We start from the raw sequence: 22,946 nt of genomic DNA, 5'->3' as shown, positions 1-22,946 counted from the left end.
CCGCTCTTACCCGCCCCGCTCTCATGCACCTGGCTGGACGGGTTCCTGCCGCCCGGCCGGGCGGAGTCCGTAGGGGCCGCCGGATGCTCTACCCTGAGCGTGTGCCCAGGCCGCAGGAACCCGTGAGCGCTCCGGCGCGTGGCCGCGTGCGGCACCTGCCGGTGCTGGCGCCGCTGCTCGGCCCGGCCCGCCGACTCTCCCGGCGGGGCGGGGTGATGTACCGCTGGGCGCGGCGGCAGTGGCGGCGGCTGCGCCCGGCGCAGGGCGCGGCAGACGCGCCACGCCTGAAAAGCCGCCTGTTCCTGCTGGCCCTGATGCTGACCGGCGCGTACCACGGCACGCTGGTCATGACCCGCGCCTACGCCCGCGCGGACGGCGCAGGCAGCCTGCTGTTCCAGGCGAGCGCGTACGCCCGGAACCTGTTCGACCCCTGGGACGACCGCTGGTACGGCGGCGTGCCCCTGACCGGCCAGCCGCCGCTGGTGCCGCAGCTGATCGCGCTGCTGACCGCGCCGCTGGGCGTGGAGGGTGCGTTCGGCGCGGCGCAGTTCCTGAGCGTGGCGCTGCTGGTGTGGGCCGTGTACCGCGTCACCCTGACCGGCGTGAGCCTGCCCAGCGGCGCGGCCCTCGGCGGCAGCGCGGCCCGCGACTGGGGTCAGGGCGCGTCCGCGCAGGGAACGGCGCGGCGCGTGGCGGGCGTGGCGGCGCTGCTGTGCACGCTGAGCAGCGCCCTGACCCTGCAACTGAACGTGTTCGGGCATCACGGGTCCGTGCTGGGCGCGGCCCTGGCACTGCACGCCGCGCCGTCCCTGTGGGCGTGGCTGCGCGCCCCGGCCGGTCAGCGCGGCTGGGCGTCCAGGCGGGCCTTCGCGTGGCGGGCGGCGCTGCCGCTGCTCGCGGCGGGCACGGCCGACCCGGCCAGCGCCCTGCTGATCGGCCTGGGCGCCCTCCTGGCGGGACTGCCGCTGGGCGCGCTGCGGCCACCGCAGACAGGCGGGCCGCCAGCAGCGCGGCAGCGGGGGGCGGGCCGGGCGCTCATGGCGGCCGGACTGCTGCTGTTGCAGTACCTGCTGTCCGGCTGGGCCGGGTGGTTCTGGTCACCGGGGGCGTCTGCGCCGGACAGCGCGCCGCTGGCGCAGGGCCGCAGCGCGTGGCTGTGCCTGGGCCTGCCGCTCTGGAGTGTGCTGTGGACCCTGCCGACCCTGCCGGGCGTGTTCCGCTCCGGGCCGCGCCGCTGGGGTCCGGCCGCGCGGCTGGCACTGCTGGCCGCGCCGCTGCTGACGCTGTGCGCGCTGGGTCTGCTGGGCTTCAGTCCGCTGCGCGTGCCGCCCGAGACGCTGGCGTTCCTGGCGGCGCTGCTGCTGCTGCCGCTCTCGGCGCAGGTGGTCCTGCGCGCCTGGGACGCCGCGCGGCAGGTGGGCGCGCAGTTGCCGCTGATGCTGGCGGCCGCCCTGACGCTGCTGGTCACGGTGGGCCTGAACGCCCTGCCGCGCACCCGCGTGCTGGAGGGACCGGCCATCAACCTGCAACCCCTGCTGAACTTCATCGAGAAGGACGAACACTGGCGGTACCGCTACCTGACGGTGGGGTTCGGGCGGCAACTGGGGCTGCTGTCGGCGCAGACGCGCGCGGCGACCACGGTGGGGTTGTGGCACCTGCCGCCGGACCTGCCGCAACTGAACCCGGCGCCCACGGCGTACGCGGCGCTGCCCGAGCGGGCGGTCCTGCCGGGCTTCGGGTCGTTCGCGGAGCAGCTCACGCACCCGGAGCGCGCGTACCTGAAGTTCGTGTACGCGCGCGGCAGTGTCATGGACCCGCTGCTGTACCTGCACGGCTGGCATAACATCGGCACGCTGGAGAACGGCGTGAACGTCTGGGAGCGTGAGGATGTGCCGCCCATCCCGGCCCGCCTGCCGCGCAGCGCCCTGCCGGTGCCCGTGAGTGCCGTGTGGGGCGTGGGGCCGCTGCTGACGCTGACGCTGGCGCTGCTGGGCGTGCTGGTGGCCGGGCAGACCGAGCGCCGCCCGGCACCTGCACCGCTGCCCGCAGGATCGCTTACAGGGTCGCCGCTCATGGGGTCGCCGCGCGGGTCGCTGCACCCCCCGGCGTGGGTGGGGGACCTGCCGCCGCTGCCGGTCACGCCCGCCTCTGCCGCGCAGGCGCGGCCGCTCCGGCGCGCGGCGACCCTGCCGGTGCGGGTGGTGGCGTTGACGGTCCTGGCGACGCTGCTGGTCGCGGGTGGAGTGCGGTTCGTGCCGGGCTGGGTGACGGCCCGCGAGTGGGCGGCGCGGGTGGCGCACCCACCCGCGGGCGGCGGCCTGCGCGGCGAGTACGCCCGACTGGACGGCTTTCAGGTCCGCCTGACCCGCCCGTCCGGGCAGGCGGGGCTCACGGCGCGCGTCACGGCCCGCTGGTGGACGCCGCTGGGGACACGCACCACCTACCCGTCCGCGCACCTGACCCTCGGCCGGGGCGGCTGGACGCTCGCGCCGGACCCGCCGGGCGCGGCCCGGTTGCTGCCCGGCGTGCCGTCACCGCAGCCGGACGTGGCGTACTACCGCGCGCCGCGCCGCATCACCACGAACGCCACCGCGCCCGCCGACGTGCTCGACCGGCCCGTGGTGCAGGTCCTGAGCGCCCGCACGGTCCTGAACGGCGTGCGCGTCACGGCCGTCGGGGAACTGCTGAACGCCGACGCCCGCCCCGCCGACCTGACCCTGGGCGCGGCGCTGCGCGGCCCGGACGGGCAGGTGCTGGCGCAGGAGAACCTGGGCCTGCTGGGCGTCCACAAGTTGCGGCCCGGCGAGCGCACGCCCTGGCAGGTCACGCTGCCACCCCTGCCGCCCGGCACGGACCCGGCGGGCGTGACGCTGGAAATCGCGGCTCGGGCGGTCGTCACGGGCCGCAACCTGGAACGCAGTCTGGCGGCCCGCAGCCGCGTCACGGCGGGGGCGGGCGGGCGGGTGTCCGTGCAGGCCCGGAATGTCAGCACCCGGACCATCGCCACGCCGCAGGCACTGCTGACCCTGTACGACGCGCGGGGCGTGGCGTGGGTGTACAGCGCCCTCGGCCCGGAACTGCGGCCCGGTCAGAGCTGGAGGTTCAGCCTGCCCGCCACGCTGCCTGCCGGGGCGCGCCTGTTGCGGGTGGAGCCGCCGCCCAGACCGTACGACGGCACGACCGTCACGCCCGCCCTGACCGCGCCGGGATCATTCCCGCTGCCGGGCGGCGGGTCGTACAGCCTGGCCTTCCAGACGCTGCCCGCCAGCGAGGCGCCCTGATGTCCCGCCCGCCGTCCCGCCCGCTGCTCGTGTTGATCCTCTGCATGCCGCTGCTGGCCGCCTGCGCGCCCGAACGGTTCAGCCGCCCGGCGCTGAGCGTCACGCCGACCGTCATCGAACAGCCCGCCCCGGACCCATCCGCACCTGAGCAGCCCGCGCCGGACGGAACCGGGTCGCCGCTCCGGGCCGACACGCCTGCCCTGGGACTGGCCGTGACCGTCAGCGGCGCGGACCTGCCGGGCGGGGTGCCCGTCACGGTCACGCTGTTCGGCCCGGCAGGGGAGACCGTCACCCGCGCCGCCACCCGGCCGGGACAGGTCACGCTGACCGTCCCGTACGCCCGCGCCGGACTGACCCCTTACCTCGTGCAGGTCGGCCCGCACCGCTTCGAGGGTCGCGTGACCCTGCGCCCCGGCCAGCCGGTCACGCCGCTGACCCTGAAGGTGGGCGCGCGGGGCGTGCGCGTGAACCGCCCGCGCCCCCCGGCGCTGGTGCTGCACCCGCTGGACGCCCAGGGGAACGTCACGGACCTGCCGGTGCGGGTGCTGATCGAACGGCCGGACGGCGTGACCCTGCGCCCGGTCGTGCCGGTGCGGCACCTGACCGCCTGGACGTTCCTCCCGCCGGGCCGCGTGACCGGCCTGCTGCGCGTCACGGCCGTCACGGGCGACGCGGCGGGCGAGGTGGGCGAGGTGGACCTGCTGCCCGGCCCGGTCGTCAGTGCCAGCGGGCCGGGCGGGGTGGGAACGGCGCTGCCGCGCGTGAGCGACCTGCGAGACGAACTCGGAAACCGCGTGGTGGACGGCGAGGCGATGCTGCTGGAGGGACAGGTGGACGGCTGGAACGTGCAGGTGCCGCTGACGCCGGTGGCGGGGCAGGCGCAGGGGTTCGGGGCGCTGCCGGACGGTCAGGCACGCGCGGAGGAACTGCGCCGCTGAGGTGGGGAGGCGAAACACGGCTCTTTTTTTATTGAGATGTATATGAAACAAGTGCTAGCAGCTAGCCCAGACGGCTTCGACTCGCATCCGCCCGGTCTAAGTCCGTATCAGTCGGTGGGTAGTGTGTCCGGCAGGGTGAAGCTGAAGGTCGCGCCCGCGCCTTTCTGGCCGCGTGCACAGACGGTTCCGCCATGCCTGGAGACCAGTCGGCGGACGAAGGCGAGGCCGGTGCCGGCGCCTTCGTACTCGTTCTGGTGGTGCAGGCGCTGGAACAGCTGGAACAGTTTGTGGCTGTACTCGGGGTCGAAGCCTGCGCCGTTGTCGGTCACGTCGATGCGCCAGCTGCCGGGAGTGCGGTGCGCGCTGATCTGCACGGTGGGGTCGGGGGTGGTGCGGGTGAATTTCAGGGCGTTGGCGCACATGACCTTCAGGATCGAGCGCAGGGCGCGGGCGTCTGCCTGGACGGTCGGGAGGTCCGGGGCATGCCACGTGACCACGTGGTCCGGTTGCTCGGCGTGCAGGTCGCGTTGCACCTCGCGCAGCAGGGTGTTCAGGTCGACGGGTCTGGGGCGCAGTTCGAGGCGTCCGGCGCGGCTGAAGTGCAGGACGCCCTCGATCATGCGGCCCAGGTTGCTGGCGCTGTCCTCGATGATCTGCAGGTACCGTTCGCGTTTCACGGTGTCGTCTGCCGGGAGACGCCGGGCGAGCCGGGCGAAACTCAGCAGGTGCCGCACGGGGGTCAGCAGGTCGTGCGACATGGCGTAGGTGATGTTCTCCAGTTCCTCGTTCGTCTGGAGCAGCAGTTGCCGTTCGCGGCGCAGGTGTTCGGTCTGCCGCTGCACTTCGGCGTCCAGGGTGGCATTCAGTTCCTCGAGGCGGCGTTGGGCGAGGACGCGTTCTGTGACGTCCCGTGAGACGATCAGCAGGGTGGGCATGGCGTCTGGCCGGGCGGGGTCCGGGAGGGGCGCGAGGGTCACGTCCCACCAGCGCGGCTCGCCTTTCATGGTGGGGCAGTACCCACTGAAGTGCGCCGGGCGTCCCTGGCGGGCCTGCGCGAAGGCGCCGAGCATCGCCGCGCGGTCTTCACCCTGCCAGAAGCCCAGCCAGTCGCTGCCCTGGCAGGTGCTGAAATCGTCGATCTGCATGGCAGCCTGCCCGTTGGGGTTCATGCTGAGCAGGTGCCCGTCGTGATCCACGATCTTGATGCAGTCCGGGCTGAGGTTGTGCACTTCCATCAGGTACGCTGAATCCCAGGTCAGCGTGCCCGCCATCGCCGCCGCAGGGACCCGGCCGCCGGACACGTCCGGCACTGCCGCTGGGACCTCCACTTCATTCAACGTTGACATCACCTTCATGGTACAGGCAGACGCACCTGCCGATGCCAGTCCAGCAGACGGTTCATACGGACTCCGACTGCACTGCGCGGCAGGGAAGACCAGACTCAGCAACACCGACCCCACGAACAGTGCTCCGGGGCTTCAGTGTTCCGGAGCTTCGCGGACGGTGTTGCGCCCGGCGGCCTTGGCCTCGTACATGGCGCTGTCGGCCGCTTTCAGGACCAACCGCAGGTCCCGCCCGGCCTGCAGGGACGCCAGGCCAAAACTGGCGGTCACGTGCAGGTCCGGTTCCACGTCCGACCAGTCGTGACCTGCCAGCGCGCGGCACAGGCGGTCGCAGACCTGCCGCGCCACCGGGAACGGCGTGCCGGCCAGGATCAGCAGGAATTCCTCTCCGCCGAAACGGGCCAGGCAGTCCTGCTCGCGGATCTCGGCCGTGAGGATCTGCACGACCCGCGAGAGGACCGCGTCCCCTGTCGCGTGCCCGTACCGGTCGTTCACGCGTTTGAAATGATCGATGTCCAGCAGTGCCAGTGCGCTCGGCTGCCCCAGGTTCGCGCGTTCCTGCAACTGTTCTAGGCGCTGCATGGCGGCCGTGCGGTTCGGCGCGCCCGTCAGCGGGTCACGCAGCGCCGCTTCTGCGAAGGCGGCGGCGCGGACCTCGGCCTCACTGACCTGCCGTTCGATCTGCCGTAACTGCGCGCCCTGCTGGAAGTACGCGCGGTACAGCGTTTCCAGTTGCCTGGTCAGGGCGCGCTGCACGCCGAACGCCTCCCGGTACTCCCCGAGGCGCGCGCGGGCGTCCGCCTGCGCCTGCATGGCCTGCGTGACCAGCAGGTCCTGCCCGGCGTCCTGAAAGGCATCCACGGCCCTGGCGGCGTCCTGAAAGGCGTCCGCGTCGTGCCCGAGTGCGCCGCGCAGCAGGCTGCGGTCCAGCAGCGCGCGCCCCAGCACGTGAGGACTGCCGCTCTCCTCCGAGAGTTGCACCCGTTCGTCTGCCAGCCGGTTCGCGGCCGCGTGGTTCCCCTGACTCCATTCCCACTCGGTCAGCGAGTCCAGCACCTCCGGCCGCCAGCGCAGACCGGGCAGGCGGTCCGGATGCTCCCGGTACGCCCGCAACGCCGCCACGGACGCCTTCAGCGGTCCGGCGGCCCGCGCGACCTGCGCCGCGTCCAGCAGGCCCAGCCGCGTGCCGCGCGCCGCGGCCTTCACCAGATTGATATGAAACGACGCTTCCAGCGTGTGCGGCGCGGAGACGCCGGGCAGGGCCAGTCCCCGCGCGAACGGCGAGTCCAGCAGGTCAAGCAGGCGCAGGGTCGCCTCGCGGTCCCGGCCGCGTTCCAGTTCGTAGTGCGAGGCGTTCACGGCCACCAGCGCCACGTCCCGCGCCTCGCCCGCCGCGCTGGCCAGTGCGTCCGCCTCCCGGAAGTGCTCCCAGGCGCCCAGGTCGTCGTACACGTCGAGCATCACCAGCGCGACCGTCACGTGCGCCCGCGCCCGGACACCCAGGTCACCCAGCGACCGCGCGAGGTCCAGGCCCGTCACGGCGTGCGTCATGGCCAGCGTCGGGTCGCCCAGGTCCATCGCCACGTACGCCGCGTCCCGGTGCAGGCGCGTCAGGGCCAGCGGGTCCAGTTCCGACGCGATCACCGTCTGGAGTTCCTGCAATTCCAGTTGCAGAACCTGAGCGTCCGTCAGTTCGTGTGGCGCGGGAGCGGCCGCGCCCGGCTTATGCGACGTGAAATCAGCCACGGTCCGTCACGGGTGCCGCGTCCGCGCTGCCTGCCGGAACGGCGCGCAGCATGGCGTTCAGGTCCGCGCCTGCGCCCGCCTCGGTCAGCCAGTCCAGGAACGCGCGCGCCACCTGCGGATCGAAGTGCACGCCGGACTCCGCCTCGATCAGCGCCCGCGCCCGCGCCTCATCCCACGCCGGACGGTACGGCCGGTCGTGCCGCAGGGCGTCCCACACGTCGATCACTGCGAAGATCCGCGCGGACAGCGGAATCTGCTCGCCTTTCAGGCCGCGCGGGTACCCGGCGCCGTTCCATTTCTCGTGGTGCGCGTGCGGAATGTCCAGCGCCGGGCGCAGGAACTCGATGGGTTCCAGCAGTTCCAGCGCCATGTCCGGGTGCCGGCGCATGACCCGCCATTCGTTCTCGTCCAGCTGCCCCGGCTTGAGCAGAATCGAGTCCGGAATGCCCATCTTGCCGATGTCGTGCAGCAGCGCGCCGCGCCGCACGTGCACCAGTTCGTCCGGCGGGACGCCCATGCGCCGCGCGAGCGCCACCGTGAGTTCCGTCACCCGCTGGCTGTGCCCCTCGGTCTCCCGGTCCCTGAAATCCAGGGCGCGCGCCCAGCCCTCGATGGTCCGCTCGTAGGCGCTGCTCAGGGCGTCGCGGCTGTCACGCAGGTCCGCGAGCAGCAGCACGTTCGCCAGGGCGGCGCCCGTCTGCGCGGCCACGGTCTCCAGCGCCTGCCGGTCCTCGTCGCCAAAGGCGTTCAGCTGCGGGCTTTCCACGTTCAGCACGCCCCACACGCGTCCCGCCACGCGGATCGGGGTGACCAGTTCGCTGCGGACCTCATGCCCGATTCCCGAGTAGCGCGCGTCCTGCGTGACGTCACCGACCATCAGGGTCTGCCCGGTGCGGACGCTCGCGCCGCACAGGCCCTGATCGACCGGCAGCGAGTGCGCGGCGTCCAGCAGCGTGGATTCGCGGCGGCGGTCACTGGCCCGCATGATCAGCGCATCCCCGACCCGTTCCGCCAGCCACACGAACGGATGCCCCAGCCGTCCCTCGATCAGCCGCACCACCCGCGAGGCGATCTCCTGCACGCTGCGCGCCTCCTGAAGTTGCAGGCTCGTGGCGTGCATCAGGGTCAGCTCCTGCACCCGCCGTTCCAGTGACCGCTTGGACGCCACCTGCGCCGTCACGTCCCGCGAGTGCACGACCAGTCCCCCCACCGCCGGTTCGTCCAGCAGGTTCCGGCCGTGCGATTCCAGCCACACCACGCCGCCCGAACGGTGCGTCACCCGGTACGTCAGCGTGCACGTCGCGTCCGGCGTGGCAGCCAGTTCAGCCAGCGCACGCTGCGCGGCACTCAGGTCATCCGGGTGGATGCCCTCAAGCGCGTTCCTGCCGTGCATACCCTCGGCCGAGCGGCCCAGCAGGACCGGCCCACCCCGGCTCTGGTACAGGATCCGTCCGTCCGGCCGGACGACCGTCACGAGGTCCGTGCCCTGGTCCGTCACGGTCCGCAGCATCGCCTCCCGCGTTCTCAGGGTCGCCTCGGTCTCCAGTCGTTCCAGCAGCGTGCCCCACAGCGCCCCGATGGTGCCCAGCACCCGCAGTTCGTTCAGGTCGGCGCGCGGCCGGTTGAACAGCAGGTTCACGGTTCCGATCAGCCGCTGCCCGCTGTACAGCCCGAAGTTCACGAGGTGCCGCGCGCCCAGGTGCACGTAATTACGTTCGTCCGGCCCGGTCCAGTCCGGGGACGGGACGGGCGAACTGATCCAGGTTCCGGCCGTGAGCAGCGTCACCCAGCCGGGCTCCATGATCTGCACCTGGTGCCGGTGCAGCAGCGGGTGATCACCGACCTGCTCGACCAGCCGGAAGTCCGTGTCCGTCACGGCGAGGTGCAACATGCCCAGGTCGGCGTTCAGTTCGCGCGCCATGAAGCGCAGGCCTTCCCGGCACAGTTCGGCGGCGCTGCCCAGCGCCAGCAGTTGCCGGGTGGCGTTCAGCAGCAGGGATTCACTGTCAAGCGGGGGGGTCAGGGTCATGGGAGGTAACTGACCCTCATCCTACCCCCCCGTGGGTGGGGGTGGGCGCGGCAAACTCCACACGGGCCTTCATGCCCCCGCTGGTGGGATGTCCGGACCTGAAATCTTCATGTTTCAAACCAAGACGGATTAGTGTGAAACCGCCAGGAAGAAGATCCCCCTTCCTACGCCCTTCGGTCGCGCCGGGCGGGGTCCTGACGGCGATTCTGTGCACCCGATCTGTTTTATGCGTGCAGGACAGAAAAAATAGGAATTCCTGGGTAATTGCCTGCCCTGCGATACCCCCGCCAGGAGTGCAACGGGCTGGGGGTGCAGGAATCACTCCCTGCACCCCCAGTCCACCCGGCCGGCCAACGACCCCTGGCCTGCCGGTCACGTCATTCGGTCGGCTTCAGCGGCGGCCGCCGCGCCCACGGGGACGCTGGGGACCCACGCGGCCCGCGCCGGTCCCGGCCGTACCCTCGCCCCGTCCCTGCCCGCCGCGCGGACGGTCACCCTGGCTGCCTCGCCCGCCGCCATGACCGCCACCGTGGCTGCCAGCACTGTGGCTGCCGCTCTGGCCTGCGCCGGCACGGGACTGACCCTGTCCTGCCTGACCGTGCGGCTGACCCTGACGGCCACCGCCGGGTCCCTGCTGACCACGGCCCTGACCCTGTTTCTCCTGAATGTCCTTGTCGATCTGGCTTTCCTCGCGCGTCAGCGGCGGGTGCAGCGCGCCCGGCAGTTTGCGGCGCACGTTCTGCCACAGGCCGCGCTGCTCGGGAATCAGCAGCACCAGGTTCGTGCCGGGACGCCCGGCGCGCGCGGTACGGCCCGAACGGTGCACGTGATCCTCGGCGGTCGAGGCGATATCCATGTGAATCACCAGCCGCACCTCCGGCAGGTCGATGCCGCGCCCGGCAATGTCGGTCGCGATCAGCACGCGGGACTTGCCTTCACGCAGGTTCGCCATGGTCCGCTCGCGTTTCTTCTGATCCATGTTGCCTTCGAGCGGGCTGACGATCTCGCCGCTCAGCATCTCGTTCAGTTTCTCGGCGCGGCGTTTCACCAGGGACTTGGTTCGGCTGAAGATCACGACGCAGCCGCCCGGTTCACGCAGCGCCTCGCGGGCCTGCGCGGCCGCCACGTCCAGCACCTGATCGCGGGTGGTGTTCACGAGCAGGTGGGTCGCGCCGGTCGCGCCGCCCAGCACGTCCGCAGCGTTCGCGGCGGCGTCGTCCGAGCGGGCCGGGGCGATGTCGATACGTTCCGGGTTCACCATGAACCGCTCCGCGACCGCGCGAATCTCGGCCGGGAACGTCGCCGAGGCCATCGCCACCTGCAGGTGCCCGTGCGCGGAACTCTGCTGCTGCGCGGCCCGCAGGATGTCGCCCACGTCCCGCAGGAAGCCCAGGGACAGCAATTCGTCCGCCTCGTCCAGCACCACGTAACGCAGGCCCGCGAGACTGAGTTCGTTCCGGTTGATCAGGTCCTTCAGGCGGCCCGGCGTGCCCGAGATCAGGCCCTTGCCGGTCGCCTCGCTGCGTGTCTGACCGGGCGTGATGCCGCCCGTGATACGCCCGGCCGTCATGCCCAGTTCGCGCGCCACGTCACGGATCTGCACGGCCAGCTCGCGGGTCGGCGTGATGACCAGCACCTCGGGACGCATGCCACGCACGGCGCTCATGCCGACGCCCCGCGCCGCCGCCGGAATCAGGAACGCCAGCGTCTTGCCGCTGCCCGTGCGGGCCGTGGTGATCACGTCACGGCCCGACAGCAGCGCCGGAATCGCGCCCGCCTGAACGGGCGTGGGCGTGCGGTCGCCCAGCAGGGCGCGCCAGTCACGCACCGGAGCGGCGCCGGAAGAAGGGTGAGCAGAGCTGGCAGACGAAGAATCAACCGGCGTGCGCCGGGGCCTATCCTGAATTCGGGTCATGAAACATCCTGTCGACGCCCACACAGGGCGCGCCGCGAAACGCAGCTTGAATTAAAGGGGCGCCGTCACACGTCCGTCCAGGCGGACAGACCAGACATCCCGGCGAAGAACAACTCGGAGCCCGGCCGCCCACGGCGACCAGTCATCCCCCCATCATGCCCTATCCGCGCGCAAAAACACAGTCTCCCCCACCGCAGTCCAGTTCACCCACGCAACCGACCCGCCCGGAAGGAACCCGGAAGGAACACAACACGGCGCCTGGGCAGGGGCGCAGGCGGGGCATGAAGGCAGTAGGGGACACCGGTAACAGAGGTGTGCGGCGTTCCACTCTGGGGTCCACTCCAGGATTTCTGTTATCATATACACGTAAATATCCCCCTGCCCACAGACACTCGCCGGAGGTCCACATGCCCACCCCCCACCCGGACGAACTCGCACTCAAACTCACCCGCGCCCTCACCGCCCACGACCTCGACGGCATCGTCGCCGCCCTCCAGGCCAGCGGGAACCTCACCCGGCCCGTCCCGCAGACCCGCGCGAACCTCAAACCCATCCTCGAACACGCCGCGCGCGACCACATCAACCTGCTGCACCCACCCGCCGACTACCACGCGTGGCTGCGCACGCCCCTGCTGAGCAACGCACGCGGCGGCGTCGCCAGCAACAACACCATCATCGCCCGCACCAGCACCCTGCGCGGCCTGTACACCACCCTGCGCCGCGCAGGCCTGATCACCGTAGACCCCCTGACCGACTTCCAGACACCCCCCGCCGAACACGCCCGCGACGCCCTCCCCCACCGCGACACCCTGACGCGCCTGCTGCTGAACGCCACCGACCCGCACCTGCACGCCGCCCTGACCCTGATGTACCGCCACGCCCTGCAGGTCACGGAAATCCTGTCGCTGCGCTGGGGCATGTACGACCACCCGCGCGCCCGCCTGTTGCGCCGCCGCACCGCCAGCACCCTCGACGAGCACAGCACCCGCGCCCTCGAACCGCTCCTGGCCGCGCAGGGCGGCCCGCTGCACGTGCAGGACGACACGCACGTGTTCCCGTACCGCACGCAGGACGACCTGCGCCTCGCCATCTTCCGGGTGTGCCAGCACGCGAACCTGCCGTTCATCGGGCCTGCCCAGATCCGCCGCGCCAGCCTGCGGGACTTTCCGCTCACGCAGACCGAGGCCGGATTCACCGACCCGCGCTCCTTCGAACTCGCGCAGCAACTCGCCCGCACCCTGGGCGTGCAGGACGACCCCGCAGGCAACCTCCCGGCAGACTAAGTACACTGCGTTTTATCTTTTAGATAAACCGCGCGGAGCGCGTAGCAGAAGAAGTAGGTTGAAGCGGGAATGGAGAGATTCCGGCGCTTTCCCGGAATCTCGCAATGGTAGCTTCAACCTACTTAGTCGGCAGGCACCGCAGGCGCCAGCGTTCAGTTCAGACGCTCGTCACCGGGCGGCACGGCGAACACGCCGCCCCAGGCGCGGTAACGGCTGTTCACCTCGTCGCGCCGCACCTGCCCGCCCGGCAGTTTCACCTGCCGGGTCACGCGGACCTGCGCGCCTGCCGAGGGCATGTCGATGCGCCGCGCCTCACCGGGTTTCAGGGCGGCGTCCGGCAGGAACGTCGGGTCCGGCGCGGGCCGCGCGTCCCGAACCGCCGGGGCGCTGATACTGACCCGGCGGCCGTCGTCCCGTCCGAACAGGTGCACGCTGAGCGTCCGGGCGTTCAGGTTCCACTGCGCCTGCACCAGCAGCGGCCCACGCGTGTCGTTCCGCCAGCGCAGGTTCTTGGACGGCGCGTACACGGCGGCGTCCAGGCCCGGCGCGCCGTAGTACCCCACCTGATACGAGTGCGCGTGCCGTTCCGTGACCGGCAGTCCCGCCCGGAACGCCGCGCGGAACACCGTGGTGCTCACCTGACACAGCCCGCCGCCGTCCTCGACGCTCAGGGTGCCGCCCGAGATGACGTAACCCGGCGCGAACCCCTGCGCGGCCGTGACCGGCCCGACCAGCGCGTTGAAGTTCAGTTCCGCGCCCGCCTCGACCCACACCCCGTGAACGCGGCTGGCGCCCACCCGGATGTTCTGCACCCGGAAGTCCGGGCTGCCCGCGAAACCCGACGTTCCGGTCGCCAGGAACGTGAGCCCCTGCCGCTGCGCCCAGGCGACACTGCGTGCCGGGGCCTGTAACTTCACGGTCAGTGGCGCCGTGACCCGCGCGGAATCTGCGCTGCCAGCGCCCGCGAGGACGTTCAGGAGTGCCCGCTCGCTGGCCTCGCGGTCCACGCGCCAGCCGGTGCGGGCCTGCGCGCGCCACTGCCCGCCCACCTGCGTGAACCGCACGTCGCGCGGCGTTCTGGCCTCGATCCGCGCGTACAGGGCGCCCAGCTGGGGTCGCAGGGCGTCCAGTGAGCCGCTGCGGGCGGCGTTCAGGGCGGCGGCCGTGACTGGCAGCGAGTCCGACATGTGCAGCACCGGGCGTTCCAGCCGCGTGCCGGTCAGGCGCGGCTCGGGCACACTCCAGCGCAGCAGGACCGTCACGCCGGAACCCGCAGGCAGCGCAGCACCCGCAGACGACGCAGCACCCGGAGGCAGGGCCGCAGCGCCGGACACGCCGGTCAGGCACAGCAGCGCCGCCAACCGCCCGAGAGACCCGGCAGCACGGCGGAAGGAAGGAACGGGCAGGGTCGGCAAGGGGAAACCTCCGGGGCAGGGTGAATGACGGGCGTCGGTCGAGGAAAGCTGCGGGCGGGTGAATAGCAGCGCCGCCCGGAGAGTCACTCCAGGCGGCGCCCCGACCAGTCGCCCGGCAGTCCGTATCAGGGCATCAGGACGGTGTCGATCACGTGAATCACGCCGTTGCTGGCCATCACGTTCGCCTTGGTGACGGTCGCGCCGTCGATCATGACCTTGCCGCCACTGGTCGAGACGCTCACGTCCGCGCCGTTGACGGTGGTGGCGCTACTCATGTTCATGACCTGCGCGGCCGTGACCTTGCCGGACACCACGTGGTACAACAGCACCGCCTTGAGTTGCTCGGGGTCGTTCAGCAGGGCGTCCAGGTCGGCTTTGGGAATCTTGGCGAAGGCGGCGTTGGTGGGCGCGAACACCGTGAAGGGACCGGGGCCGTTCAGGGTGTCGGTCAGGCCCGCGGCCTGCACGGCGGCCAGCAGCGTGCTGAAGTTCGGGTCGTTCGCGACGATGCCCGCAATGGTGTTGGAGGCGGGCATCATGCTGCCGCCACCCGCGAAGGCGGAACCGCTCAGGGCCAGAACCGAAGCAAGAAAAGTTTTTTCATGACAGACCTCCAGGGAAATCTTCAACTGTCCCGAAAAGAGTAGAACAGAGGGAGTCACGCCCCGTGCATGGGCGTAGAACGTGGATGGCGGGGCGCACTCCATAGAGAGTTGTGCCGGGATCATCGACGTGCGGCAATCGGTTTGTTCCGCAACGCAGTCAGCTTAAGATCAGAATCTATTCCTGATAGGTACGCACCGGCACAATGAGCCGCAGTTAATGTAAGGCAGCTTCCGGAAGCTCATGCAGCAGCACGCCGCATGAGAACGTTCCTCATACGGCGTGCCGACCGGGCAGACGCGCGGCGCAGCTCCACGAGTCCGCTCGGATTGAATGGTCTTTGCCGCCCATTCAACCGGAGTCCGTATCACTTCCAGAAGGCCAGTGTGGGCGCGGCGCGGGCGGCCTGCGCGTGGTCGTGCGGGGGGCTCTGACTGGTCAGCGCACCGGTCACGCCCAGCACGGCCAGCAGCAGCAGCAGTTCACGCGCCAGCAGGGTCCGGACCGCGCCGCGCCGCGCGACCGCACGGCGTACCAGTCCTGCCGCGCCCAGCGTCAACGCCACCAGCGTCAGCTTGAGCAGCAGAATCTGCCCGTAGGGACTCCCGAACCACTGCTGCGGCGTGGCGAGGTGCTGCGAGGCCATCAGGACGCCCGTGACGGCCAGCACACCCACGCTGCCGGCGGCCAGCGGCGTGAACCGCGCGGCGTGTGCCGGGGTCAGTGGGCGCACCAGCGTCAGGGCCAGCACGCCCCCCACCCAGGTCAGCATGGCCGCGCCGTGCAGCAGGTGCAGCGCGCGGATCAGCGGACCGTGCCCTGCGCCGTGCCCGACGCCCGCCACGCCCCACAGGGTCAGCAGCGCGGCGGCCAGCAGGAGCGGCCGGGCCAGCAGCCGGGCCGGGCCGCGCGCGCGCCGCAGGTCGGCGGCCGACAGCTCCGTCGCCAGAACGAGTGCGCCGCCCACCGCGCCGAGCAGCATGGCCCGCCCGGTGCCGGTACCGGTCATGAACGCCAGGACATCGTCGGGCGTGCCCACGCCCAGCGCCGCGAGGGTCAGGCCGACCTGCGCGGCCCACCCGAGCAGCATCAACCCGAACCCGGTCGCCAGGACGCGCAGGCGGGGCGTGCCGGGCGTCAGGACGTGCCGGGTCAGTGCGCCGCCCAGCAGCAACGTCAGGCCCAGGTACGTCAGGGCGGCGGCCAGGGCGGTCATTTCAGGCGGAAGGTGCTGAAGGCGGTGACCGGGTGGCCGTCCTCCGAGAGGATCTTCCAGGCGATCACGTACGCCCCGGCCTTCAGGCGGGGTTTCAACGGCACCGTGACCTGCGACGCCAGCGTCACGCCCTTCAGGGGCAGGCTGGCCAGCTTGCCCGAATCGGCCTTCTCTGCCAGGGCCAGGGCCGCCGCGACCGACGCGGTCTTCCCGGCCGGGACGGCCATCACGCGGAACGTACTGAAACGCAGTTCGATGGGCTCGCTGAATTTCAGGGTCACGACCTTCGGCGCGGCCACCACCGACCGGTCCGGCGGCGTCACCGACGTGACCTCCGTATGGGCAAACGCCGTGGAGAGGGTCAGGGTGGTCAGAAGAATCAGAAGTTTATTCACGGGAACCTCCGGGCCAGGGAGTCACCCCCGGCCCCTGGATGTTGACTTGACGGGTGATGGCTGGACGGGGGATGGCTGGACGGGGGATTACTTGACGGTGGTCTTGCTGGCCGGTCCCCTGGCGGGGTCCGCGTCGTCCCACGCGACGACGCTGCCGTCGCTGTACGTCTGGTAGATCTTCCAGACCAGTTCACCGGCCGTGGCCGGGTTCTTCGCCTGGAAGAAGAAGCGGGCGTACTCCATGGGCGCCACGCGGCCCTTCCAGACCACCTCGGTCACCAGTCCGTCCGCGTTCCGCGTGACGGTCCGGGTGAAGCCGGGCGTGACCTGGAAACGGCTGATCGCCACGCCGGCCGGCACGACGAGGCGGATCTGCGTGGTGCTGATCTCCTTCTCGGTCGGGACGTTCAGGCGGTACGTCTCGCTCTTGCTGGCGGCGGATTCCGTGAGGCCCGCCTCGGTCCGCACAGTCGCGTGCGCACCCGCCACGGAGATCAGGACGGCGGCGGTCAGGGTCAGGGCGGCGTTCAGGATGCTTCTGGCAGGGGTTCGTGCAGGGTTGAATGCAGACTTGAAGGCTGGGTTGAATGCTGGAATGTTCATGGGAACTCCGGATCTGCCCGCAGCCCCGGCAGGACGGATGTCCACAAGGGGCCGGGCACGGCAGAGAAGTGACAGGGTCAGGGAATCAGAAGTGACGGGCACAGAAGTGACGGGGCCAGAAGTGAGGTCACAGACAAGTGAACAGCCTCAAGCAACAGGCGTCAGGGAACACCAGGGCGGGCACGGGCGACCACCTGTTGCGGGCGCACCCCGGCAGGACACCAGATTGAAAGATGTTGCAGGCCTTTCAACCGGAGTCCGTATCAGGCACGCATCAGGCAGACGGCAGACTGCGGGGGCGCACGCGGATCCGCGTGACGCACGGCCGACAGGCGCGGCGAACAGAACCGGACGGGCACGGTCAGGGCCGCCCCCACCGCACCACGGATATTCACAGCCGGACCCGGTTCGAGAGCGAACGCGCCCGTGAAGCACAGCGGGCAGTGCGCCGAGTGACCGTTCCACCCGTGCGGGGACTCGGGCTGCCCAGACGCGCCGGGCCGGGCCGGTGCACGGTGCGTCACGCCATGCCCGGCCGGGTGCACGTGCCCTTCGATCACGGGCGGCGCCCGCAGTCCGCCCGGCGCGTCCACGCGCGTCAGGTACAGCAGGGACGCGCACAGCGTCAACACCGCCAACAGCAACCGCCGGAGATGTGCCCTGCCGACGCACCGCCTCATCCCGGCAGCATACTGTGCAGTCCGGGCGGATTGTCCTGCCGGGATGAGGCGCATGGCCGCCACGCCCCCACTTCACCCGGCCCGGCCGTGAGAGTTCTGTGCAACCGGCCCCCGTACCCTGACAGGCATGGAGAGCACCACCGAGCGCACGCGCCGCACCTACTACCTATGGGCGTGCACGTTCGGACTGCTCACGACCGCCCTGCTGACCGCGCAGTCCCTGATGGGGAACTCCCCGGAACGCCTGTACTTTCTGGTCACGCAACCCCTGATCGCGCTGTTCTGCGTGGCGGCCGCAGGCATCGTGTACATCCGGCGGCGCACCGTCATGGGACTGGAACGCGCGGCGCTGGTGATCGTCACGCTCAGCGCCATGAGCCGCCTCCCGTTCGACCTGCTGTACCTGGGGCACGTCCCGGCAGGCGCCGACGGGCAACTGCTGATCGGGCTGGTGATGTGCGCCGTCATGGGATTCCTGACGCTCGGCAGCCGCGCCGCCACCGGCTTCGTCGCCACCCTGTACCTGACCTACACCGCGCTGATGCTCCTGAACGACCTCGCGAACGACGGCCCCTGGCTGAACACCCTCGCCACCCAGCTGGCCCTGGGCACCCTGCTGCTGCTGCTGGCCTCCCTGTTCCGCTTCAGGATCGGGTACGCGCAGGCCAGCAGCGACCGCGACACCCTGCAGTCCCTGGCCCTCACGGACGCCCTGACCGGCCTGCTGAACCGCCGGGGCGGCGAACGCACCCTGAACTCACTGAGCACCGGCAACGACGGGTACCTGCTGGCCCTCGCCGACGTGGACGACTTCAAGGCCCTGAACGACCAGTTCGGGCATCCCGAAGGCGACCGGGTCCTGTGCGCCCTCGCCGACGGTCTGCGCCGCGCGGACTTCACGGCCCGCTGGGGCGGCGAGGAATTCCTGATCATCCTGACCCTCCCCTGCCCGCAGGCCAGCGCAGAACTGAAGGACCTGACGCACCACACCCACCAGCGTGTCAGCGGTCTGCTGCCCCGCCCCATCACGCTCAGCATGGGCGCCACCTGGGTGGAACCCGGCCAGCCCTGGCAGGACGCCCTGCAGGAAGCCGACCTGGCGTTGTACCGCGCCAAGGCCGCCGGAAAGAACCGCATCGAATTCACGCACACCTGCGCCAGAAACGCCCCCCACACCCAGGAATCCGGCCACACCGCTGGCCTGCACAGCACCGCCTGACCCACCTGCCCCGTGACCGGCAACACCACCCGATACGGACATCTGTTTCGCTGACACTCCGGAACCCTGACCGTCCCTGCCAACTTCACGTCCGGAGGGGCGCTTCTCTCCCACTCGCATCCGCTCGGACCCGGCGGCTTTGCCCACCAGTCAATCGGAGTCCGTATGACCCCCGCAGAGGCAATCGGGATGAGGCAGGTGCCGCCCGTGCCATCTGGCCCCCCAATGGTCTGCCCCGACACCATCAGGTCACATACCCCTGATGTTCCCAGTCGAAATCACGCGTGACCAGTCGGAAAAAATGTTAGAAAATTCTCGTTTTCCCCTGAGTGTCACTCAAGGAGTTACGTAATACAGCCCTTAAAAAAGAAAACTGTCAGAACACACGCCCATGAACAGAAAATGAAAATCAAATGACCCGCTACACTCTACCCACAGCCACAGCCCAACCGCCCCACCCGTGCCCACCACACCCGACCACCCGGAGACGCCCATGCACAAACCCCTCATGACCGCACTCACCACCCTCCTCCTCGCCGCCTGCGCCACCACCCCCCACACCCCCCAGACAACCCGCCCCGACACCATCATCACCATCCCCACCACCACCGCCACCACCAACACCACCCTCGAACAGCAATACGGCGGCACCATCGCCCTACGCACCGACACCTTCGCCATCATCGCCAACCCCACCCGCCAACCCCTCACCGCACAAGGCGGCAAACAACACAAGGCCGAGAAGAACAAAGACGCAGTAAGCATCTCGCCATTATCCAGTTCCAACAATACGACATGGAATAACTTCCGATACATTTGGGCAGACGCAGAATATATCTGGGATAGCCACGATTATAGAAATATGCCAGAAAATACTGAGGCTTGGCAGAGCATTGGACTGGATTATGCACGCAATAACACCGATGTGGGTAAAAATAAGACTATAGCCATCATAGATTCGGGATTTGATCTCACCCACCCTATGTTTTCAGGGGTTTTTGTGGACGGATCAAAATTTAAAGATTTCATTGATGGAGATAATAACCCTGAAGACAAAGGCGCAAACGGCACAGATGGATCAGGTCACGGCACAGGCGTTCTAGGTATATCTTTGCAAATTGCACCAAAGTCAAGGTATCTGCCCATTCGAGTCTTGGACGAAACAGGTCGTGGCGACCTACTTAACTTAAGCAAAGCGATAGTTTGGGCGGCGAACAACGGCGCTGATATTATCAACTTAAGTCTCGGAGCAGCACAAGGATTCGAGGCACTAGACGCGGCAATAAAATATGCCAACGAGAAGGGTATAATCATAGTCGCGGCCGCAGGAAATTCAAATCAGTCCACTCCTGATTATCCAGCAGCACAATTTAATAAGGATAAATTAAATTTGTCAGTGGGAAGTATAGATAAAAGCGGTAATAAAAGCACATTTTCTTCGTTTGGTCCATCTATTTCACTAATGGCTCCTGGGGAAAATATTTATTCAGCTTACTCGAATGGGAGGGCCGCAATATTTTCAGGAACTTCCATGAGCACACCCGTTGTCAGCGCATCTGTAGCAATTGGTCTTTCTATGGGTCTTTCGCCTGAAGAAGCAGTCCAAAAGATCAAATCTACCGCTGGCGATGTTTTTTCCGAAGGTCAAAATCACGGCTATGAAGGTATGCTTGGGTCAGGCAAATTAAACCTAGCGGAATACTTATCCTACTGACTCGTCGCCCCGCCACAGAGTACTGACTCCGGACCGGAGGTTGTGACATATACGTCACAAAAAGGGTCTATAATGCCTTGGTATGGCCAAGCCAGATAAAAATTTTGATAGCGCGCTATCAGCTCTGAGGAGCGGATGCGCGCTTCATGAATTACTAGCTGATAAAGAAAATCATAGCTTCAGCAATTATCAGATTTTTTACCTTAAAGGCGTGAATTCAAAGAATCAAATGAATCTCACGGAGGCCAAAGATTATTTTCTGAAAGCCCACGAAGAAGCGGTACTAGACAAAGACTCTTCTGGTGTTGCCGACTGCATAATTCAATTGGCTCAGGTCGATCATGCTAGGCTCGATAGCCAAAGCGCACTAAGTCTATTAGGCTCGGCCGCAGAAATTAGAAGAAAAATTGGCGACGATGTAGGAAGCGCCGGCGCATATATGAATATGGCCATCGTTAGCCAGTCTAACGCACTTCACTTACAAACTTTAAAGTTTATTAATCTATCAAAAGAAACTCTCAAAAACGCACCCAAGGGAGACAGAGTTGATCGCCTAAGCTTAGCACTAATTAATTTAACGAGCTTGACTTTGAATAATTTAGGGAGGTACGAAGAAGCCCTTTTCGAAATGAAAAGAGGGATAGATTTATCAAAGTATGTCAACAATGAAGAATATAGGCTTACCTTCACTATAAATTACCTTGAATTACTTGCCCAGAAAGGAGAGTGGGAAACAGCAATCCAAGGCATAGATGAAATATTGTCAGAGCCAAACATTAATAAATTGCCAGAATTTCTTTCTTTAGGGTATTTAATTCTTTCCAAGTATTACCTTTATATTAACGAGAGCAAAATATCTATAAAATGGGCAACGAAGGCTTTCGAATACTTTTCCACAAATAAAGACTTGGCAAATCTTTTATCTGCGACAATTGTTCTTTCTAGTGGCTACGCAAAATCCGGAATGCATACAGAATCGGAATCCTACGCTTTGCAGGCTCTCGCTCTGGCTGAGTCGGATAACCGGAAGCAGGTTCAGGTGGAGGCGCTTCAGTTGTTGGCGGATGCGTCGGAGGGGTCTGATCCGGTGGCGGCGGTGGGGTATCTGCGGCGGTTGATGGCGGTGCAGGCGGAGTTGCATGAGGCGGCGCGTGACCGGCAGTTGCAGGAGTTGACGGCGCAGGCGGAGTTGGAGAGTGCGCGGCGGCGGGTGGAGTACGAGCAGGCGTTGCGGGTGCAGGCGGAGGAGACGATTCAGCATCAGTTGCAGGAGCTGGAGCGGGGGCGTCTGTACGATCACCTGACGGGCCTGCCGAACCGGGTGATGCTGCATGCGCACCTGGCGCAGGTGGCGGGGCGGCCGGGCGCCGAGTTTCTGCTGGTGTCGTTGGACCTGAACCGCTTTCAGCTGGTGAATGACACGTACGGTCATGACGCGGCGGATGAGTTGTTGCGGGTGGTGGCCCTGCGGGCGGCGGGGCTGGTCGGTCCGGGTGAGATGGTGGCGCGGGTGGGTGGTGATGAGTTCGCGTTGATTCTGCTGGGTGGGGGGTTGCCGGAGCGGTTGGCGGCGGTGCTGGCGGCCGTGTCGGAGCCGGTGGTGCTGGGGGATGAGCGGGTGCGGGTGTCGTGGAGTGCGGGCGCGGCGTACTGGCCGGGTGACGGGCGGGATGCGGAATCGTTGCGGCAGGCGTCGGAGCTGGCGCTCAGTGACGCGAAGACGCAGGGGGAGCCGGTGGTGTTCTTCGATGCGGCCCTGCATCTGCATGCGGGGCTGGAGGGGCCGTTGTCGCGGGCGCTGGAGCGGGGTGAGTTCGAGTTGCATTTTCAGCCGCTGGTGGACGTGAAGGGTCGGCGGGTGGTGTGCGCGGAGGCGCTGTTGCGCTGGAACAGTCCGGAGCATGGGGTGCAGATGCCTGGGATGTTCATGCCGATCCTGGAGCGCAGTGACGCGATCGTGGAGGTGGGTGCGTGGGCGCTGCGGGAGGCGTGCCGGGTCGCGGCGGGGTGGGGGGGCGTGCGGGTGGCGGTGAACCTGTCGGCGCGTCAGTTTGCCAGTCGGGAGTTGCGGAGCGTGGTGCTGGGTGCCTTGCGGGACAGTGGGTTGCCGCCGGAGTGCCTGGAACTGGAGATCACGGAGACGTTGATGATGCAGTCGCCGGAGCGGGCGGCGCGGCTCCTGGCGGCGTTCCGGGCGGATGGGGTGCGGGTGGTGCTGGATGATTTCGGGACGGGGTACAGCAGTCTGGGGTACCTGGCGCGGTTTCCGTTGAGTGGTCTGAAACTGGACCGGAGTTTCGTGTCGGCCTTGCAGGAGCATCCGGAGGGTCCGGACGCGGCGATCGTGCGGGCGGTGGTGGGCCTGAGCGGGGATCTGGGGTTGGAGTTGGTGGCGGAGGGTGTGGAGTCGCTGGGGCAGGTGGAGTTGCTGGAGGGTCTGGGCGTGCGGATTCTGCAGGGGTATTACTTCGCGCGGCCGTCGGCGTTGTGGCGTCCGTTGAACGTGGTGGGCGCGCGCTGATTGGGGTGGCCTGCCGCTGCCTGAGGGTGGGGGGTCCTGGGCGGT

The 22,946-nt window shown here is 68.1% G+C and carries 16 protein-coding genes; 6 read left to right on the top strand and 10 right to left on the bottom strand.

All coding sequences use genetic code 11. From position 1 onward, the window contains the following. Window positions 1-101 precede the first annotated feature (101 nt). Window positions 102-3,281 (top strand): hypothetical protein, encoded by a 3,180-nt coding sequence (locus IEY70_RS09695; protein ID WP_189064807.1) that lies wholly within the window; start codon window positions 102-104, stop codon window positions 3,279-3,281. Next, window positions 3,281-4,219, top strand: a complete 939-nt coding sequence (locus IEY70_RS09690) for a hypothetical protein (protein WP_189064806.1) — start codon at window positions 3,281-3,283, stop codon at window positions 4,217-4,219. The genes IEY70_RS09695 and IEY70_RS09690 overlap by 1 nt, the downstream gene beginning before the upstream one ends. A 107-nt stretch (window positions 4,220-4,326) precedes the next feature. Here IEY70_RS09690 and IEY70_RS09685 read toward each other — a convergent pair whose 3' ends face one another. The 4 genes from IEY70_RS09685 to IEY70_RS09670 form a co-directional block, all read right to left on the bottom strand. Then, window positions 4,327-5,565, bottom strand: coding sequence for a sensor histidine kinase (locus tag IEY70_RS09685; protein ID WP_189064805.1), 1,239 nt, complete (start codon window positions 5,563-5,565; stop codon window positions 4,327-4,329). Between the two features lie 132 nt (window positions 5,566-5,697). After that, the gene (locus tag IEY70_RS09680; protein ID WP_229777807.1) at window positions 5,698-7,308 is read right to left on the bottom strand and encodes a GGDEF domain-containing protein; all 1,611 of its coding nucleotides are present in this window, start codon (window positions 7,306-7,308) and stop codon (window positions 5,698-5,700) included. After that, on the bottom strand, window positions 7,301-9,337 hold the full coding sequence (locus IEY70_RS09675) for an HD domain-containing phosphohydrolase (RefSeq protein ID WP_189064804.1): 2,037 nt from the start codon (window positions 9,335-9,337) through the stop codon (window positions 7,301-7,303). Before IEY70_RS09675 ends, IEY70_RS09680 begins: the two co-directional genes overlap by 8 nt. A 391-nt stretch (window positions 9,338-9,728) precedes the next feature. Further along, a complete protein-coding gene (locus tag IEY70_RS09670) occupies window positions 9,729-11,165 on the bottom strand; it encodes a DEAD/DEAH box helicase (RefSeq protein WP_229777806.1) in 1,437 nt (478 codons plus the stop codon). A gap of 494 nt (window positions 11,166-11,659) precedes the next feature. Here IEY70_RS09670 and IEY70_RS09665 point away from each other — a divergent pair, with 494 nt between their 5' ends. Beyond that, window positions 11,660-12,535 (top strand): site-specific integrase, encoded by an 876-nt coding sequence (locus IEY70_RS09665; protein WP_189064802.1) that lies wholly within the window; start codon window positions 11,660-11,662, stop codon window positions 12,533-12,535. A 152-nt stretch (window positions 12,536-12,687) separates the two neighbouring features. Here IEY70_RS09665 and IEY70_RS09660 read toward each other — a convergent pair whose 3' ends face one another. The 6 genes from IEY70_RS09660 to IEY70_RS09635 all read right to left on the bottom strand — a co-directional run bounded on the left by IEY70_RS09660 (window position 12,688) and on the right by IEY70_RS09635 (window position 17,405). Beyond that, entirely contained in the window at window positions 12,688-13,950 is a 1,263-nt protein-coding gene (locus IEY70_RS09660; RefSeq protein ID WP_229777805.1) for a VanW family protein, read from the bottom strand. A gap of 125 nt (window positions 13,951-14,075) precedes the next feature. After that, complete coding sequence (locus IEY70_RS09655) at window positions 14,076-14,489, bottom strand: fasciclin domain-containing protein (RefSeq protein ID WP_189064801.1); 414 nt, start codon at window positions 14,487-14,489, stop codon at window positions 14,076-14,078. A gap of 431 nt (window positions 14,490-14,920) precedes the next feature. Continuing rightward, entirely contained in the window at window positions 14,921-15,769 is an 849-nt protein-coding gene (locus IEY70_RS09650) for a CopD family protein (RefSeq protein WP_189064800.1), read from the bottom strand. Continuing rightward, complete coding sequence (locus IEY70_RS09645) at window positions 15,766-16,164, bottom strand: copper resistance CopC family protein (protein WP_189064799.1); 399 nt, start codon at window positions 16,162-16,164, stop codon at window positions 15,766-15,768. The genes IEY70_RS09650 and IEY70_RS09645 overlap by 4 nt, the downstream gene beginning before the upstream one ends. Before the next feature lie 87 nt (window positions 16,165-16,251). After that, on the bottom strand, window positions 16,252-16,767 hold the full coding sequence (locus IEY70_RS09640; RefSeq protein WP_189064798.1) for a DUF1775 domain-containing protein: 516 nt from the start codon (window positions 16,765-16,767) through the stop codon (window positions 16,252-16,254). Between the two features lie 263 nt (window positions 16,768-17,030). Next, complete coding sequence (locus IEY70_RS09635) at window positions 17,031-17,405, bottom strand: hypothetical protein (RefSeq protein WP_189064797.1); 375 nt, start codon at window positions 17,403-17,405, stop codon at window positions 17,031-17,033. 169 nt (window positions 17,406-17,574) lie between these two features. On the opposite strand from IEY70_RS09635, the gene IEY70_RS09630 reads away from it, so the two are divergent. From IEY70_RS09630 to IEY70_RS09620, 3 genes are all read left to right on the top strand, one after another. Then, a complete protein-coding gene (locus IEY70_RS09630) occupies window positions 17,575-18,666 on the top strand; it encodes a diguanylate cyclase (RefSeq protein ID WP_189064796.1) in 1,092 nt (363 codons plus the stop codon). A 493-nt stretch (window positions 18,667-19,159) separates the two neighbouring features. Next, window positions 19,160-20,380 carry a S8 family peptidase gene (locus tag IEY70_RS09625; protein WP_189064795.1) on the top strand — a complete coding sequence of 407 codons (1,221 nt, stop codon included), beginning with the start codon at window positions 19,160-19,162 and terminating at the stop codon, window positions 20,378-20,380. An 82-nt stretch (window positions 20,381-20,462) separates the two neighbouring features. Beyond that, complete coding sequence (locus IEY70_RS09620) at window positions 20,463-22,901, top strand: putative bifunctional diguanylate cyclase/phosphodiesterase (protein ID WP_189064794.1); 2,439 nt, start codon at window positions 20,463-20,465, stop codon at window positions 22,899-22,901. Window positions 22,902-22,946: the final 45 nt, after the last annotated feature.

The sequence above is a fragment of the Deinococcus seoulensis genome (assembly GCF_014648115.1).
In the GTDB taxonomy this organism is placed as follows: Bacteria; Deinococcota; Deinococci; order Deinococcales; family Deinococcaceae; genus Deinococcus; species Deinococcus seoulensis.
This window is presented reverse-complemented; position numbering and strand designations above follow the sequence as displayed.

What these genes read in the sequence shown, in the direction of transcription:
- IEY70_RS09640 (WP_189064798.1), bottom strand. Translation starts at nt 16,767, where the DNA reads ATGAACATTCCAGCATTCAACCCAGCCTTCAAGTCTGCATTCAACCCT.
- IEY70_RS09620 (WP_189064794.1), top strand. Translation starts at nt 20,463, where the DNA reads ATGGCCAAGCCAGATAAAAATTTTGATAGCGCGCTATCAGCTCTGAGG.
- IEY70_RS09675 (WP_189064804.1), bottom strand. Translation starts at nt 9,337, where the DNA reads ATGACCCTGACCCCCCCGCTTGACAGTGAATCCCTGCTGCTGAACGCC.
- IEY70_RS09690 (WP_189064806.1), top strand. Translation starts at nt 3,281, where the DNA reads ATGTCCCGCCCGCCGTCCCGCCCGCTGCTCGTGTTGATCCTCTGCATG.
- IEY70_RS09655 (WP_189064801.1), bottom strand. Translation starts at nt 14,489, where the DNA reads ATGATGCCCGCCTCCAACACCATTGCGGGCATCGTCGCGAACGACCCG.
- IEY70_RS09625 (WP_189064795.1), top strand. Translation starts at nt 19,160, where the DNA reads ATGCACAAACCCCTCATGACCGCACTCACCACCCTCCTCCTCGCCGCC.
- IEY70_RS09630 (WP_189064796.1), top strand. Translation starts at nt 17,575, where the DNA reads ATGGAGAGCACCACCGAGCGCACGCGCCGCACCTACTACCTATGGGCG.
- IEY70_RS09650 (WP_189064800.1), bottom strand. Translation starts at nt 15,769, where the DNA reads ATGACCGCCCTGGCCGCCGCCCTGACGTACCTGGGCCTGACGTTGCTG.
- IEY70_RS09665 (WP_189064802.1), top strand. Translation starts at nt 11,660, where the DNA reads ATGCCCACCCCCCACCCGGACGAACTCGCACTCAAACTCACCCGCGCC.
- IEY70_RS09685 (WP_189064805.1), bottom strand. Translation starts at nt 5,565, where the DNA reads ATGTCAACGTTGAATGAAGTGGAGGTCCCAGCGGCAGTGCCGGACGTG.